Here is a 15339-nt window from a genome sequence, read left to right on the forward strand (position 1 = left end):
CCGCAAACCGAGCCCGTGACCGGCACGCCACGATGCCGTACATCGGCCACCATGGGAGGGGAGCCATGATGATCCTGCTAACGGGAACGCTTTGCCGCGCGATGGGAGACCTCTTCTATCAGGCCTTGCTCGACGACCGCGTCGTCTGCTGCTTCGTGACCTCTGAAGCGGTGGATGTCACGGGCAGCGGCATGCGCCCTGCCCCCGCGGCATCCTTCCCGTGTACCGACCCTCGGCTCGCTGACGTCTCTCGGTCAGCGGGTTATTGCGCGCCCCTCGTCCCGTAGGGCGCGCCCTTTTCTGCCGATGCCGTCAGCGCGGGGGCGCTGGCGCATCACCCTCTATCGTGCGGATCAGCCGATCAGCCCGGCCTCGGTCAGCTCGCGCTTCAGGTAGGCGTACAAGACAGGCGCGGCAATCACGCCGCCCACGCCAAACACCGCCTCCATCAGGATCAGCGCCAGGATCAGCTCCCAGGCCCGCGCATCGATGCGGCTGCCGATGATGCGTGCGTTCACGAAGTACTCGAGCTTGTGCACCACCACCAGGAAGATCAGCGATGCCACCGCCAGCTCGAGAGACGCCGTCACACTCATCACCACCACGGCGGTGTTCGAGATCAGGTTGCCCGCCACCGGGATCAGCCCTGCGACAAAGGTCAGCAGGACCAGCGACTTGGAATACGGCACGTGCTGCCCGAACAGCGGCACCGCGCCGAGCAGATAGACCGCCGCGAGCGCAGTGTTCAGCGCGGAAATTTTCACCTGCGCAAAGACTACGGCGTCAAAGGCCTCCGCCAGCCGGGCAAGCCGGGTCATCAGCGCGGCCGCAAGCGGCTTGTGGCGCGCCGGGTCGGGCGTGTCCGACCACGCCACCATGGCGCCCAGGATGAGGCCCACGAGCGTCAGCGCACTCGCCCGCAGCCCGTCGATGCCGAGGGTCGATACCTGGTGGCCGTGCTCCTTGAGCATCTCGACCAGGCGTGTGCGCAGCTCCGTCACCGACAGCGGCACATAGTCCGCCACCGCTGCGGGCAGCGATTCCCGCAGGTTGTCGAGCACGTCGGCCACACGCGTGAGCATGCCCTCCAGCCCATGCCCGTGTTCCACCAGGCGACCGATTCCAAGGCCCAGCCCGGCGAGGATGAGCGCTGCCATCAGGACCACGCCGATCACCGCGATGGCCTTCGCCCGCTTTGACATCGCATGCCGCGCGCGCAGCCGGGCTTCAAGCTTGCGCGCAAGCGAATACACCAGGAAGCCCGCAATGGCCGCCGGCAGCAGGTGCAGCCATAGCACCGCCGCAATCATGGCCGCCACCAGCGCGTAGCTGACGGCATCAATGGTGCGGGTATGGGCGTGGGGCGGAAGCATCGTCATGAAAACAGGCCGGCAGCAATGTTGATGGAGAGCGCGAGGATGCTCGTATTGAAAAAGAACGACAGCAGTGATTGCCCAAGCACCGCTCGGCGCATGGCCCGCGAGCGGATACCGATGTCGGCCGTCTGGCTGGCAACGGCGATCGTGAAGGAGAAGTACAAAAAGTCCCAGTAATTCGGCTCAAGTTCGCGGTCGGGAAACAGCAGCGGCGGCTGATGCGGCGTCCGGTAATACAGATGCGCGTAGTGCACGGTGAACATCATCGGCACCATCAGCCATGCGCCGACCACCGTCACGCCGGTCAGCGCGTAATGCGACGCCTGCGCCTGCCCCGCTGACTTTGCCGTCGCCAGCTCAAACGCAATGGCCACCATGCTGGCGACCACGCCAAGACATACCACGGCCAAGACCGCGGCCGCGCGCTCGTCTTCGCGCCGGGCCACCGCCCGGATGCGGCGCGGATCGGCGCGCAGCATCATCACCGAAATCAGGATCAGATACGACCACACGGCGACATCCCAACCGAGCAGCATGCGTGCCAGCCAGCCTTGCGCGGGCAGCATCGCACCGGCTACGGCGCCCAGCGCGAGCGCCGTGAGCAGACGCGGCCGGGTCGCGGCAAACCGGGAGATTTCAGAAGACGGGTCTTGCGGGTTCACGTGACCTCTCGCGCGCGTTCATGCGGTGTTTGCAGCCGGCACGGCGCCGGCCGATGAGGCGACATGGTAGCCGCTTCAGCCGCACATCAGGAGGGCGCGAGCATCGACGCAAACGAGCGGTTGCAGCGTTCCTGGAGGCGCTCGTGCGTATTGAGCTGGTCTGCCGTGACGGTCGCGTCCGGGTAGACCCGACACATGCCGATCAGGGCGGTCTGCAGCGAGCTCTGTGAGCCGGCCTGGAACTGGAAGCGTTCGAGCACGGTGTCATCGGCGTCACGCACGGTGATCTGGAACGGGCCTGGCGTGACGGTGGCGCAGCCCGCCAGCAAGGCGGCGGCCACAGCCAGGGCGATGTGTGGCAACAAGCGAATCGCAGGGCGTGAACGGATCATCATGGGGTCCTGATTACGATGGTAGTCAGACGCGGCCCGGGCGGCCGGGTTCGCAATCACCATGCAAGCGGGCCGCCAAACAAAAACGCCCGCTGGAAGCGGGCGTTCTTGCTGTAGGAGCCGGGCTCAGGCCACGGCGCCGTCGGTGTACGGGTTGAACTTGTCACCGACCTTGGCACCTTCGGTGTACGTGTCGAACTTGCCGGCACGGGCGAGCGCGCCTTCCGTGTACGGATCGAACTTGCTCCCGGCCTTGGCGCCTTCGGTGTAGGTGTCGAACTTGCCGGTGCGGGCCAGGGCGCCCTGGGTGTACGGGTCGAACTTGTCGCCGACCTTGGCGCCTTCGGTGTACGGGTCGAACTTGCTGCCAGCCTTGGCGCCGTCTGAGTACACGTCAAAACGCTGGCTCACCTGCGAGGCGCCTTGCGTGTACACGTCAAACTTGTCTGCCGCCAGGGCGGGCACGCTGGCCAGGGCCATCAGGGCGGCGGTCAGGGCGACGATCGGGGTGCGTTGGGCGTTCATGATGTCTTCTCCAAGAGGGGGCGCAGCGCGTCGGGCAGTGTCTGGTATCCGGACTTTTTCGCTGCGGCGCCGCATTCGATGAAGCCATCGTAGGCGAGCCTGTTGCGACAATAAATGTCGCGACAGGCAATTTATTGTTGCGATATGTGAAATTGCGGGAAAACCCGCATCAACACTGGTTTAGCGGCCTGCGGCAAGGGATCATCCGCGAATTTGCGCAAACAGAAGATGTGACTTTTTCGTTGAAAGTCAGCGTTGTGCGATGGGCGAACGCGAGGAGCGGGCTGTTTTTTTCGCGTTGCGCAATGGCACCGCGGCGCACGGACCGCAACGTCCGGAGACACTCGCACACAGGCTGGGGGCGCACACCTGTGTCACACTGCGCGACATTCTGCGCCGTGCACGCTCGCCGGCCGCTTCATGCTCGCCTTTGGACCGACCGACGATGAAACGCCTCCTCCTGGCCATGACTGTTCTGGGCGCCGCACTGCTCTCGGGCTGCGGTGTCGTTGCCGCGCCGTGCCGCGTGGCTTCGGCGGGGCTCAAGATGGTGCCGCTGGTCGGTCACGTGGCCGCCGCGCCGACGGATGCGTGCGCGGACATCATTGACTAGGCGGCGGATCTTCCAGCGTGCGCTGCATCAGCAGGCAGTCGAGCCAGCGCCCGAACTTGTAACCCACCGCCTGCAGCACGCCCACCTCCCGAAAGCCGCAGCGCGCGTGCAGCCTGGCCGAGCCCGCATTCTCAAGGCCGCCGCCCACGACGGCCACCATCTGCTTGAAACCGCGCGCCTGGCATTCTGCGATGAGCGCCTGTAGCAGCAACGTCCCCACGCCCCGCCCCTGCGCGTCGGTGTGCAGGTAGATCGAATCCTCCACCGTGTGGCGATACGCGGGCCGCGCGCGATGAGGGCCGGCGTAGGCATAGCCAAGCACCTCCCCGCCGGCCGCCTCGGCGACGATGTACGGCATGCCGGCATCGTGCAGCGTCTGATAGCGGCGCGTCATCTCGGCCGCGTCGGGCGGATCGATCTCGAAGCTCGCCGTGCCGGTGCGAACGTGATGCGCGTAGATGGCGACGATGGCGGGCAGATCGGCCGTGGTGGCGGCGCGGATCCGGATGGCGCCGTTGTGCGCGGCGGGGGAAACGTCGGAGGGCTGTGCAGAAGACATGACAGTCGGCAGGTGCGCGAAAACCTGCATTGTCGCGCCAAATTCGTCCCAACCCCACGAGACCCGGCACGACACGGCGACATGGCTATCGGACAGCGCCGGAATGCGGTAACTTGGCGGACGCACTTGCCTTTGCCGCGCGCCCTCCCCGTCATGCACGACCTGTTCCCCCTGATCGCCGAATACGGCGCGTTTGCCGTGTTCCTCAATGTGCTGCTGACGCAGGCCGGCGCGCCGCTGCCCGCCGTGCCGACATTGCTGGTGGCCGGGGCGCTCACGTTTCAAGGGCCGCTGTACCTGATCGAACTGGCGCCGGCGGCCGTCTCGGGCGCGCTGCTCGGCGACGGGCTGTGGTACTTCGCCGGCAGGCGTTACGGACGGCATGTGATGGCGCTGCTGTGCCGCGTGTCGTTGTCGCCCGATTCGTGCGTGCGGCGCACGCGCACGCAGTTCGAGCGCTGGGGTGCGCCGTTGCTGCTGGTGTCGAAGTTCATTCCGGGGCTGTCGACGGTGTCGTCCGCGCTGCTGGGCACGATGCGCACGCCGTTCAGCACGTTCGCGCTGTACAACCTGGCCGGCTCGGCGGTGTGGGCGGTGATCTGGCTGATGCTCGGGCGCATCGCGCATGACAGTATCGATCAGGCGCTGCGGCAGCTCGACATCCTGGGCACGCGTGCGATCGTGCTGATCGTCGTGCTGGCAGCGATCTACGTGGCGGTGCGCTGGCTGCAGCGCTGGCGTTTTCGCAAGATGCTGGAGATGGTGCGCATCTCTCCGGATGAGTTGCATGCGCTGATCGAATCGGGCGCCGCGCCGGTCATCATCGACGTGCGGGCCGACAGCTCGCGCCAGCTGCAGCCGCAGCGCATTCCCGGTGCGATGCTGTACGACATGTCGAGCAACGACCATCCCATCGAGATCGACGGCCCCGATCGCGAGATCATCGTCTACTGCGCGTGCCCCAATGAGGCGTCTGCCGTCATGCTGGCGCGCACGCTGATGAGCCGCGGCTTCAAGCGCGTGCGGCCGCTGCACGGCGGCATCGATGCGTGGGTCGAGCGCGGATACGGCGTGGAGCACGTGGTCTCGGTGTCGCCCGCCACGCTGCAGACGGCCGAAGCTCGCGCATGAGCTTGCGGACCAGGCCACCCTTGGTCAACCCATCAAAACGCGACCGGCAAAAACAAAAAGCGCACCTCGTCAGTGCGCTTTCCCGTAAGTACGGCAAACATGCGATGCGCCAGCCCCCCGGCTCGGACACACCGCATCGGTCCGTTATGCATCCGCCGTGGGCGGATGTGGCGAAGTGATCCCCGTTTGATCCCGTCTTCGCCGGTCGGACTTGACCCCCTTGTTATTCTTTCCAACGCTCCCGGCCGCTGTTCATCCATGGATGCACGACCGGCTCGCGTTGTGATTTCCCGCCCTTCTTTCTGCTTTGTCGCCTTGCGGCCGGCCGTTGGTACGGCACTTCATAGCGGTAACGGCAGGAGCGCGTAAAACTTTAGGCAAACGTATCGATCGCGCCATCGTGGGCGGACGCGCGCCGCGGCACCGTCGCCACCGTGTCCGAACGCTCGGGCGTGGCGCCGCTGCCGAACCGGCTGCCGTTGCCCCCGTTACCCGAACCATTGCCTTGCGCCGACGACCCCTGCGAGGCGCCCTGCTGCTGGCTGAAGTCTCCCGTGCTGACGGACGTCTGCGCGAGTTGCATCCCACCCTGGTGCATGGCATCGCGCAGGCGCGGCATGGCGTCTTGCACAAGTTCGGCGACGGCCTGGTGCTGGCACACGAAGCTGGCGTTCACCGCCCCGTTGTCGACTTCCAGCTTGACATGCAGACCGCCCAGCTCGGCCGGGTTCAGTTGCAGTTCCGCCGAGGACTGGCGGTGCACCTGCATGAACGCGAGCTGACTTGCCATGGTGTGCGGCCAGGCTGCATCGCCAAAGGTGGGCAGTGCGTGCGCTTGCGCCGGCGTGATCGACGCAGCCGCGGCGGCACCGGTGGCGCCCGCACCGCCGACGGCAAAGGTCGGAGCGGCAGCGCTGGCGTCGCCATGGGCGCGCGTCAGGATGCCCTCGAACTGCGCGCCTGCACCGGATGTATCGGCTTGCGTGCCTGCGCTGTCGGCGCCGGTACCGTTACCGCCGGTGCGATTGGTGACATCGGCCACGCTGGCGGCGGTTGACCCGGCGGCGCCATGCGCGCTTGCGTCGCTGCGGCGCGGCAGGCCATGTTCGGCGCCTGCGTTCTGGGCCTGTGACGTGCTGCCCAGTTGGCGCACGCCGGGCGGCGTGTTGTCGCCGACGGCGCGTGTGCGGGCCAGTGTCTGTGCGAGCGCATGGCCGTCGGGCAATGCAGCAGTGGGCGCGGTGGGCGCATTGGACACGGCCGTCGCGTTCGCGTTGGCATCGTTGGGCGCCTGTGCCGCCGCCTGGGACGCCGCTGCGTCAGTATCCGCGCCTTGCGTATTGGTGGCAGCCGCGTTCAGCGCGGCGAGCGTGGCGGCATCGTTCGTGGCCGGTTTGCCTGCCGGCTGCGTCATCGCGTCGGCATGGGCGTCGCTGGCCGAGGGCGCCGCGGTGGGCAACGCCGGCACCTGCGCGGCAGCTGCCTGCTGCGCGGCCTGGCGGGCGGCTTCGATCTGGGCGGCCAGTTGCGCGGCCGGGTCGACAACGGTCTGCTGCGCAGCGGTGTCGAGATCCTCGGCAGCCGCGGGCTTGGCGTTGGGCACATTAGCGGTGCTGCTGGCGGGCGTGGTTTCAACCTGCGCGCCAGGGGTGCGTTCCACCGGTCCGGCATCCTGGTCGTCACGCGCAGCGTTGGCGCGGGCAGCATCCTTGCGCGCGATATCGGCGCGTCGGCCGGCGTCATCGGCGGCGGACTGCGCCGTCGCGCGGCGGCGCTCGGCTTCCTGCGTCACGCGATCCGACAGCAGGTTGCCGAACGTATCGGCGCCGGACGACGCGGCCGATGCCTTGACGGCAGGCGCGTTGCCGGCCGAAAGCATGGCGCCCAGGTCTTTGACAGCGGCGTTGGGGGTGGCACTCAAGCCCACGGGAACTCCGTCTTCACGTTCGGTGATTCAGTTTCAGTTGCCGCCCTGCGCAGCGCGCATGCGGATCAGTTTGGCGGCGTGCTCGTCGTTTTCGCGCTGCGCGCGACGCTCCTGGTGCAGGCGCTGCTCTTCGAGATGGCGCTGCCGCAGTACATCGAACGACTGTTCACGGCGCTGCTTCTCGAGCCAGTTCGCGCGGCTCGCTTCAAGCTGGCGCTCCAGCGCGCTGATAGTGCCCTTCTGCTGATGCACCGCGCTGCCGAGCCGATCGATGAACGCGGCGTAGTTGCGCAGGCGCGTGGCATCGATGCCGCCCTCGGCCGTTGCCAGCATCTGCTGGTGGTAGTTCAGGCGATAGTCGGCCAGCAGGGCCAGCTTTTGCGTGGCGGCCTCGCGCGTGTTCATCAGGCGCCCGACTTCCTGGGTGGCTTTCTCGGTGTCCTTTTGGGCCAGTTCCAGCACGGTTTCGAGGCGGAACGGCGCAGTTCCAGTGGTCATCCTTCAACCTCCTGCTTTCCATGACATGAATCCATCGGCCGGTGGCCCGCGGCCTTGAGCCCGGGCTTGCACAACGCTGGCAGCTTCACAGTGTCAAGCGCCGGGCTCATGCGAGCACCCCCAGCATCTTCTGCAGCGTGTGCTCGCGGCTTTCGTTCTCGAACATGCCCTGCTGCAGGAAGGCTTCCATGTCGGGGTAGCGGGCGATGGCCTGGTCGGTGACCGGGTCGCTGCCGCGCGCATACGCACCGACGGCAATCAGGTCGCGGTTGCGCTGGTAGCGTGCATAGAGCTGCTTGAAGCGGCGGGCCGCGTCGAGCTCCTCGCGCGGCACGATGGCCGACATCACGCGGCTGATCGACTGTTCGATGTCGATGGCCGGGTAGTGGCCCTGCTCCGCCAGCTTGCGCGAGAGCACGAAGTGGCCGTCCAGAATGGCGCGCGCCGCATCGGCAATCGGATCCTGCTGGTCATCGCCTTCGGCCAGCACGGTGTAGAACGCGGTGATGGAGCCGCCGCGGCCGTTGGCATCGACCATGCCGTTGCCGGCACGCTCGACCAGCGCCGGCAGCTTGGCAAAGGCCGAGGGCGGATAGCCCTTGGTGGCCGGCGGCTCGCCGATGGCCAGGGCGATTTCGCGCTGGGCCATCGCATAACGCGTGAGCGAATCGACGATCAGCAGCACGTTGCAGCCGCGGTCGCGGAAGTATTCGGCAATCGTGTGGGCGTAAGCGGCGCCCTGCAGGCGCATCAGCGGCGAGGTGTCGGCCGGCGCAGCCACCACGGCTGAACGTGCCAGGCCTTCGTCGCCAAGAATCTCGTCGATGAATTCCTTCACTTCGCGGCCGCGCTCGCCGATCAGGCCCACTACCACCACGTCGGCCTGCGTGTAGCGGGCCATCATGCCCAGCAACACGCTCTTGCCCACGCCGGAGCCGGCAAACAGGCCCAGGCGCTGGCCCTGGCCAACGGTGAGCAGACCATTGATGGCGCGCACGCCCACGTCGAGCACATGCTCGATCGGCTTGCGCTTGAGCGGGTTCAGCGGCGCGGGGTTCAGCGTACCCCAGGCGAGTTCTTCATGCGTGCCGAGCGGCCCCTTGCCATCGAGCGGCTCGCCGTTGGCATCGACCACGCGGCCGAGCAGGCGTGGGCCGACGGGCAGGAACTTGCTATGCGAAATCGTCGGGTCGGCGGCGTCTGCGGGCAGGCGCTGCGGCTCCAGCGGGAAAACGCGCGCGCCGGGCACCACGCCCACCAGATCGGTTTGCGGCATCAGGAAGGCGCGCTCTTCGGCAAACCCGACCACTTCGGCCAGCACGTGGCGGCCATGCGGCAACTCCACGCGGCAGGCACTGCCGACCGGCAGCTTCAGGCCGACGGCCTCCATGACGAGCCCCGCCACGCGCGTGAGCTTGCCGCACGTCACCACCGGGCGCGCCAGGCGGGCACGCTGCGCGGTCTGGCGCAGATGCGTCTGCCACAGCCGCACATGGGCGTTGTTGGCGGCAGGCTGGTCCGATGGCTGCACGGTCTCAGGCGACATGGAGCGCGCCTCCGGCCACGCGTTCGGCTTCGATACGCTCGCTGGCAAGCCAGGCGGTGTCGCGGGCGAGCGCGCGGGTCAGTTCCGCCCACCGCGTCTGCAGCGTGGCATCGGTTTCGCCAAAGCGGGTCTGCACACGGCAGCCGCCGCGCTCGATCGCGGCATCCACGATGAGGGTCCAGCCCGCGGCGTCCAGTTCGGCGCCCAGCGTCTGACGGATCAGCTCTGCATCGTCCGCATGCACGCGCAGCATGGCCGGTGCCGGTGCGGTGGACGCATCGCCCAGGACCTCGCGCACCAGCGGCAGGATGCGCTCGGGCTGCGCATGCAGCGCGCCGCGCACGAACTGCTGCGCAAGCTGCAGCGCCAGGTCGACGAGTTCCTGGGCCACGCTGCCGTTCAGCTCGTCCACGGCTTCACGCACCGATTGCATGAGCGCGGCGATCTGCCTGGCGTCTTCTTCGCCCTGGCGGCGGCCCTGCTCAAAGCCATCCTGAAAGCCTTGTGCAAAGCCGTCGCGCCGGCCCTCGTCGCGGGCGTTGGCGAGTTCGGCATCGAGCGCGGCCTGCCATTCCTCTTCGGAAATGGGCGGCTCTTCCGGCTCGGGCGGGGGCGGGGGCGGTGCCGCCTCAAGCGCTGCCCGCTCCGCCTCACGCACGAAGTCGGTCGGCTCCCAAGGCTGGTACTCGACCAGCGTGTCGCGCGGAATGATCGGCGGGCGCGGCATCTCAGCGCTCCGTCAGCACATGGCGGCCGGCGTGCTCAGACATAAGCGTCCTCCGCCTTGCGGCCGATGGTGATCTCGCCTTCGTCGGCCAGGCGGCGCGCAATGACGAGGATTTCCTTCTGCTGCGCCTCCACCTCCGACACCTTGACGGGGCCCAGCACTTCCAGCTCTTCCTTGAGCATCATGCCGGCGCGCTGCGACATGTTGGCGAACACCTTGTCGCGGAACTCCTGCTTGGCACCCTTGAGCGCGACCACCAGCATCTCCTGGCCGACTTCGCGCAGCAGCGTCTGCAGGCTGCGGTTGTCCAGGTCGATGAGGTTGTCGAAGACGAACATCTTCTCGACGATGGCGTCGGCCAGCTCGGGGTCGCGCGAACGCACGCCCTCGATCACGGAAGACTCCACCGCGCTCGGCACCAGGTTGAGGATTTCCGCCGCCGTGAGCACGCCGCCCATCGCACTCTTCTTGCGATGGTCGTTGCCCTGCAGCAGCTTGGTCAGCACGTCGTTCAGCTCGCGCAGGGCGCTGGGCTGGATGCCGTCGAGCGTGGCGATGCGCAGGATCGTGTCGTTGCGCAGGCGCTCGGTGAAATAGGTCAGGATCTCCGATGCCTGGTCGCGGTCCAGGTGCACGAGGATGGTCGCAATGATCTGCGGGTGCTCGTTTCGGATCAGCTCCGCCACCGACGATGCATCCATCCACTTCAGGCCTTCGATGCCGCTGGTATCGCCGCCCGAGAGGATGCGGTCGATGATGTTGGCGGCGCGATCGTCGCCCAGGGCCTTGCGGAAGACGGTGCGGATGTACTCGTTGGAATCGACGTCCAGCGGCAGGTCTTCGGCTTCGACGAAGAACGCGTCAAAGGCGTCGAGGACACGGTCGCGCGACACGTTCTTCAGCGCTGCCATGGTCGCGCCGAGCTTCTGCACCTCGCGCGGGCCCAGGTGCTTGAGCACCTCGGCGGCTTCGTTTTCACCCAGCGACATCAGCAGGATGGCGCTGCGTTGGAGTCCTTCGGCGCTCATTCGTTACTCACCCATTGCTTGATGACGGCCGCGACCGCGCGCGGGTTGCTCTGCGCGACGCGGCGCATGGTCTCGAGCTTCTTCTCGAAGTCGGCATTCTTGAGCTGCGGCAGGCTCTCGGGCACATCCTCGCCGTCTTCGGCATTGGCTGCCGGGCCTTCGAGCTCGGGCCCGGCGGGTGCCGCGGCGCCCGTGATGATCGGCGCGTTGGGGTCTTCGCCTTCGCGACCAACGAAGGTAGGCGTGACGGGCTCCTCCTTCTTGCCGATCGAGCGGATCAGCGGCCGGATCACCGCGAACACCAGGATCAGGAAGCCGATGGCAAGCGCCCCGTACTTCGCGGCCTGGATGCCGTACTGGATCATCTCCGGCTGCTTCCAGAGCGGCAGGTCGTCCTTGGCCGCCGGCAGCGTGCCCGAGAACTGGCTGTTGACCACGTTGACGGAATCACCGCGCTTGGCGTCAAAACCCACGGCATCCTTGACCAGCGCGTTGAGCTTGGTCATCTCGGCTTCGGTCAGCGGCTTCCAGGTCTTGCCGTCGACGCGATAGTTGACCACCACGGCCACCGACAGGCGGCGCACGGTACCCACCGCGGCGCGCGTGCGACGCACGGTCTTGTCGACTTCGTAGTTGGTCGTCGTGTCACGCGTACTGGATGTCACGCCGTTGGAGGTGGCCGCATTCGCGTTGGCGACGGCCGGCTGCTGCGGCTGGCCGTTCGGACCGGTGGCTCCGGGCTGCGAAGCCGATGCCGGTGCGGGCGCGGTCGGCAGCATGCGCGGCGCGGTCGGCGGCTGGTTCGACAGCGCGCCGGGCACGCCGCCTTGGGCGTCGGCCTTGTTCTGCGTCGATTCTGCGGTATGCGTGCTGCGCACGGCGGCTGTCGCCGGATCCTGGTTCGGCCGGTACGTTTCCGCCATCTGCTCGGTGCTGTCGAGGTCGACGTCGGCCGTCACCTGCGCGCGCACGTTGTCTTCACCCACCACCGGGCCGAGGATGGCTTCGATGCGCTTGATGTAGCCCTGCTCGATCTCGCGCACGTAGTTCAGCTGCGTCGGGTCGAGCCCCGAGGCGTTGTCCTGGAAGGCGGTGGAAAGCAGGCGGCCCGACTGGTCGACCACGGTCACGTTGGCCAGCGGCAGGTTCGGCACGCTGCTCGAAACGAGGTGGCCGATCGCCTGCACCTGCGAGCGGTCGAGCATGCGGCCCGGATACAGCTTGAGCAGCACCGACGCGCTCGGCTTGGCCTGCTCGCGCACAAAAACGGACGGCTTGGACAGCGCCAGGTGCACGCGGGCGGACTGCACCTCCTGCATGGCCTGGATGGTGCGGGCCAGTTCGCCCTCGAGGGCGCGCTGGTAATTGACCTGCTCGGCAAACTGGCTGGTGCCGAACTTCTGGTTTTCCATCAGCTCGAAGCCAGCCAGGCCGCCCTTGGGCAGCCCCTGCGACGCCAGCTTCAGGCGCGTCTCGTGCACGTTAGCTTCGGGCACCATGATGGCGGTGCCGCCATCGGCAAAGCGGTACGGCACGTTCATCTGCTGCAGCGCGGCGATGATGGCCCCGCCATCGCTGTCGCTCACGTTGCTGAACAGGACACGGTAGTCGGGCGCGCGGCTCCACAGCATTGCGGCAGCGATCACGGCCACCAGCGCGGCGGCGCCGATCATCATGAGCAGACGCGGCGACAGACGGCCGAGCGGACCGAGAGCGCCAAGCGCGCCCGCGTTCTGGCGCGCTATCGCGCCATGGCCCCCCGCCGGCATATCGACCGTACCGAGCGTGTCGGCGACAGCAACCGAATCGGCTGTCGTTGGCATCCAAAATCTCCTGACTGACTGCGTTACAGCGGCTGCGCCGAACAACGGGCAGAACTCCGTGATTGGCATTATCGGCAGCCGCTGTGCAAACAAATCGCCAAGAAGAAGGCCTTTTCCCTCTCATTTGGGCGCTTGGGACGGCGCACCCCGCTGCTACCTTTGCTGCACCGTGGCGCAATGGCGACCAAGCAGAAGAGCCGTCGTACGCCACCCGCAAAGGGGAGTTTTCTTCACATGAATATGACGAACGCCAATTCCGTGGTGTCGCTGATGAACAGCGTGCTGGCGCCGACCGGCCAGGTCGGCGGCATCGGCTCGGGCGCCGGCGGCGACGATGCCAAGGTCAGCGTGGATTTCGGGGCGGTGCTCAAGTCGTCGCTGGACAAGGTCGACGCCTCGCAGCAGAAGGCGGAATCCATCTCGCGCAGCTTTGAGATGGGCAACAACGACGTCGACCTGCACGACGTGATGCTGTCGCTGCAAAAGGCCAATATCGACCTGCAGACGGCGGTGCAGGTGCGCAACAAGCTGGTGTCTGCCTACCAGAGCATCATGAGCATGTCGATCTGACGGCACTTCCCCGCGGACGCTGCGGGGAACCTGTTCGATTCTGCTTGCCATTTATATCGTGCGCAATATAATTGCGTCATCGATTTATGATCGATGCCCCGGCCGACGCGTTGCCGACCGGGTTTCCCGCAAAAGGCAAAAGGCAAAAGGCAAGCAATAGGACTCGACCATGAAGACGCTCTATCAAACCCAGGTCACCGCAGAAGGCGGCCGCGCCGGCCACGTGCGCAGCGCAGACGGCACGCTGGATCTTGCGCTCTCGCTGCCGCGCGAACTCGGCGGCGCGGGCGGCGCGGCCACCAACCCGGAGCAGTTGTTCGCCGCGGGCTATGCCGCGTGTTTTGAAAACGCGGTGCTGCACGTGGCACGCCTGAGGCAGGTCAAGCTCGCGTCCACGGCGGTCACGGCCACGGTCGGCATCGGCCCGCGTGAAGACGGTGGCTTTGCGCTCACCGTGGCACTGGTGGCAACGCTGGGTGGCGTGGACCAGGCGACGGCCGAAGCGCTTGTGGCCGCGGCGCATGGCGTGTGCCCCTACTCGCATGCCGTCCGTGGCAATATTGACGTTCAATTGACTACGGTCGCGCGCTGAGCCCCGTGTGGGCCGATGCGGCACTCGCCGCTCGGGCGCCGGACCGTCCCCGGGAGTCTTCCGTGAACGACGTGCTGGCGCTCGATCAGCAACTGTGCTTTCCCCTGTACGCGGCAGGTCATCTGCTGACGCGTCTCTACCGCCCGCTGCTCGACGAGCTGGGGCTGACCTATCCGCAATACCTGGTGATGATGGCGTGCTGGCAGCAGGCGCCCTGCGCCGTCGGCGATCTCGGCCGGACGCTGTATCTGGACACGGGCACGCTGACGCCGCTGCTCAAGCGGTTGGAGGAACAGGGCCTCGTGACGCGCACGCGCGATCGTGACGATCAGCGCCGCGTGGTCATCGAGCTGACCGACTCGGGGCGTGCTCTGCGCGAGCGCGCCGCCAAGGTGCCGGAGGCCCTGGCGTGCCGGATTCCGCTGGAGCGTGATGAGATCGGCGCGACGCGCAACGTGCTGCGCAAGCTGCTCGATGCGCTGGCGGCGGCGGACGACCGCAGCTGAGGCGGCGCCGCCCTCTTGCGGCTCAGTACCGCGCCATGTTGCCGTAGGCGTTGCTTGCGTTGGTGCTGCGGCGTGCCGTATCGATCCGCTTCTGCAGACGCTCGAGGCGCGGATACACCATCGCGCGCACGCGGGCGTCGTCTTCCAGGATGCGCACCAGGAGGGCGCGCTTGCGTTCGATGCCGGCATGCGCCAGCGGCGGATGCGGCTCGGAGCGGCGCAGCGCATCGACATAGATGGCGCTCTCGCGCTCGAGCGTGCTGACGACTTCCCAGTTGCCCACCTCGGCGGCGCTGACCATTTCGGCGGTCAGGCGCGCGATGGCTTCGTAGCAGGCGAACAGACTGTCGCTGTCCTTGATGGGGATGTTGCGGTGCATGTTGGCTCCAGTTGGGCCGGATTCAGTCAAAGTTCGCCTGGCTCAAATGATGTTCAGCTGACCACGCTCAGGTGGCTCGCGCCTGCCGTGGCAGCTGGCTTGCCGATGGCAAGCCACGCGTCCTGCAGCGGTACGAGCAGCTTGTCGACCTCGGCGAGGATGGCCACGTCGCTGTTGGCGTTGGCCACCAGCAGGCGGCGCAGCATGTAGTCGTACAGGCTGTTGAGCTGGGTCGCGATCTCACCGCCGCGCTGGTGGTCCAGGCTCGCCTGCAGCCCCTGCCCGATGATCGAGATGGCCTTGTCGATCGCGCGCAGTTTGGCCGGCACGTCACCCCGTTCGATGGCGGCGGTGGCCATGTTGATGGCCGCTCGCGCGCCCTCGAACAGCATGGCGATCAGCCGATGCGGATTGGCGTCCACCACAGAGGTTTCAATGCCGACTTGCGCGTAGGCACCGATGGCTCGGCGTGCTGCGTACATGGA

Annotated in this window: 18 protein-coding genes; 5 read left to right on the plus strand and 13 right to left on the minus strand. The window is 67.0% G+C overall.

Annotated elements, in window-relative coordinates; genetic code table 11:
- Positions 1-353: 353 nt before the first annotated feature.
- The 4 genes from A6M56_RS06895 to A6M56_RS06910 all read right to left on the minus strand — a co-directional run bounded on the left by A6M56_RS06895 (position 354) and on the right by A6M56_RS06910 (position 2955).
- Positions 354-1379, minus strand: a complete 1026-nt coding sequence (locus A6M56_RS06895) for an AI-2E family transporter (protein ID WP_102079261.1) — start codon at positions 1377-1379, stop codon at positions 354-356.
- Positions 1376-2038, minus strand: a complete 663-nt coding sequence (locus tag A6M56_RS06900; RefSeq protein ID WP_045218648.1) for a DUF1345 domain-containing protein — start codon at positions 2036-2038, stop codon at positions 1376-1378. The genes A6M56_RS06895 and A6M56_RS06900 overlap by 4 nt, the downstream gene beginning before the upstream one ends.
- An 86-nt stretch (positions 2039-2124) precedes the next feature.
- Entirely contained in the window at positions 2125-2430 is a 306-nt protein-coding gene (locus A6M56_RS06905) for a hypothetical protein (RefSeq protein WP_045220289.1), read from the minus strand.
- A 126-nt stretch (positions 2431-2556) separates the two neighbouring features.
- On the minus strand, positions 2557-2955 hold the full coding sequence (locus A6M56_RS06910; RefSeq protein ID WP_045218649.1) for a hypothetical protein: 399 nt from the start codon (positions 2953-2955) through the stop codon (positions 2557-2559).
- A 445-nt stretch (positions 2956-3400) separates the two neighbouring features.
- Between A6M56_RS06910 and A6M56_RS06915 the strand changes: the two genes are divergently transcribed.
- Positions 3401-3568 (plus strand): DUF6726 family protein, encoded by a 168-nt coding sequence (locus A6M56_RS06915; protein WP_164491372.1) that lies wholly within the window; start codon positions 3401-3403, stop codon positions 3566-3568.
- Here the strand turns inward: A6M56_RS06915 and A6M56_RS06920 are convergent.
- Positions 3558-4127, minus strand: a complete 570-nt coding sequence (locus tag A6M56_RS06920; protein WP_045220291.1) for a GNAT family N-acetyltransferase — start codon at positions 4125-4127, stop codon at positions 3558-3560. The two genes, A6M56_RS06915 and A6M56_RS06920, sit on opposite strands and share 11 nt — an antisense overlap.
- A 153-nt stretch (positions 4128-4280) precedes the next feature.
- Here A6M56_RS06920 and A6M56_RS06925 point away from each other — a divergent pair, with 153 nt between their 5' ends.
- On the plus strand, positions 4281-5258 hold the full coding sequence (locus A6M56_RS06925) for a DedA family protein/thiosulfate sulfurtransferase GlpE (protein WP_062738109.1): 978 nt from the start codon (positions 4281-4283) through the stop codon (positions 5256-5258).
- Positions 5259-5631: 373 nt separating this feature from the next.
- On the opposite strand, the gene A6M56_RS06930 is transcribed toward A6M56_RS06925, so the two are convergent.
- The 6 genes from A6M56_RS06930 to fliF all read right to left on the minus strand — a co-directional run bounded on the left by A6M56_RS06930 (position 5632) and on the right by fliF (position 12807).
- The gene (locus A6M56_RS06930) at positions 5632-7185 is read right to left on the minus strand and encodes a flagellar hook-length control protein FliK (RefSeq protein ID WP_102079260.1); all 1554 of its coding nucleotides are present in this window, start codon (positions 7183-7185) and stop codon (positions 5632-5634) included.
- Between the two features lie 33 nt (positions 7186-7218).
- Positions 7219-7683, minus strand: coding sequence for a flagellar export protein FliJ (fliJ, locus tag A6M56_RS06935; RefSeq protein ID WP_045218654.1), 465 nt, complete (start codon positions 7681-7683; stop codon positions 7219-7221).
- 106 nt (positions 7684-7789) lie between these two features.
- Positions 7790-9229, minus strand: coding sequence for a flagellar protein export ATPase FliI (fliI, locus tag A6M56_RS06940; protein ID WP_045218656.1), 1440 nt, complete (start codon positions 9227-9229; stop codon positions 7790-7792).
- Positions 9219-9956, minus strand: coding sequence for a flagellar assembly protein FliH (gene fliH, locus A6M56_RS06945; protein WP_045218657.1), 738 nt, complete (start codon positions 9954-9956; stop codon positions 9219-9221). The genes fliI and fliH overlap by 11 nt, the downstream gene beginning before the upstream one ends.
- Positions 9957-9991: 35 nt before the next feature.
- Positions 9992-10984, minus strand: coding sequence for a flagellar motor switch protein FliG (fliG, locus tag A6M56_RS06950; RefSeq protein ID WP_045218659.1), 993 nt, complete (start codon positions 10982-10984; stop codon positions 9992-9994).
- Positions 10981-12807 carry a flagellar basal-body MS-ring/collar protein FliF gene (fliF, locus tag A6M56_RS06955; protein WP_045218661.1) on the minus strand — a complete coding sequence of 609 codons (1827 nt, stop codon included), beginning with the start codon at positions 12805-12807 and terminating at the stop codon, positions 10981-10983. The genes fliG and fliF overlap by 4 nt, the downstream gene beginning before the upstream one ends.
- A gap of 234 nt (positions 12808-13041) precedes the next feature.
- Here fliF and fliE point away from each other — a divergent pair, with 234 nt between their 5' ends.
- From fliE to A6M56_RS06970, 3 genes are all read left to right on the plus strand, one after another.
- On the plus strand, positions 13042-13377 hold the full coding sequence (gene fliE / locus A6M56_RS06960; protein WP_045218664.1) for a flagellar hook-basal body complex protein FliE: 336 nt from the start codon (positions 13042-13044) through the stop codon (positions 13375-13377).
- A 169-nt stretch (positions 13378-13546) separates the two neighbouring features.
- Positions 13547-13969 carry an organic hydroperoxide resistance protein gene (locus tag A6M56_RS06965; protein WP_045218667.1) on the plus strand — a complete coding sequence of 141 codons (423 nt, stop codon included), beginning with the start codon at positions 13547-13549 and terminating at the stop codon, positions 13967-13969.
- Positions 13970-14031: 62 nt separating this feature from the next.
- Positions 14032-14475: a MarR family winged helix-turn-helix transcriptional regulator gene (locus A6M56_RS06970; RefSeq protein WP_045218669.1), complete on the plus strand. Its 444-nt coding sequence runs from the start codon at positions 14032-14034 to the stop codon at positions 14473-14475.
- A gap of 22 nt (positions 14476-14497) precedes the next feature.
- Here the strand turns inward: A6M56_RS06970 and A6M56_RS06975 are convergent, their stop codons facing one another.
- Together A6M56_RS06975 and fliS are read right to left on the minus strand one after the other, a co-directional pair.
- Complete coding sequence (locus A6M56_RS06975) at positions 14498-14854, minus strand: flagellar protein FliT (protein WP_045218671.1); 357 nt, start codon at positions 14852-14854, stop codon at positions 14498-14500.
- Positions 14855-14907: 53 nt separating this feature from the next.
- A complete protein-coding gene (fliS, locus tag A6M56_RS06980) occupies positions 14908-15336 on the minus strand; it encodes a flagellar export chaperone FliS (RefSeq protein ID WP_045218673.1) in 429 nt (142 codons plus the stop codon).
- Positions 15337-15339: the final 3 nt, after the last annotated feature.

The organism is Ralstonia sp. RL, from assembly GCF_001683835.1.
Taxonomy (GTDB): domain Bacteria; phylum Pseudomonadota; class Gammaproteobacteria; order Burkholderiales; family Burkholderiaceae; genus Ralstonia; species Ralstonia mannitolilytica.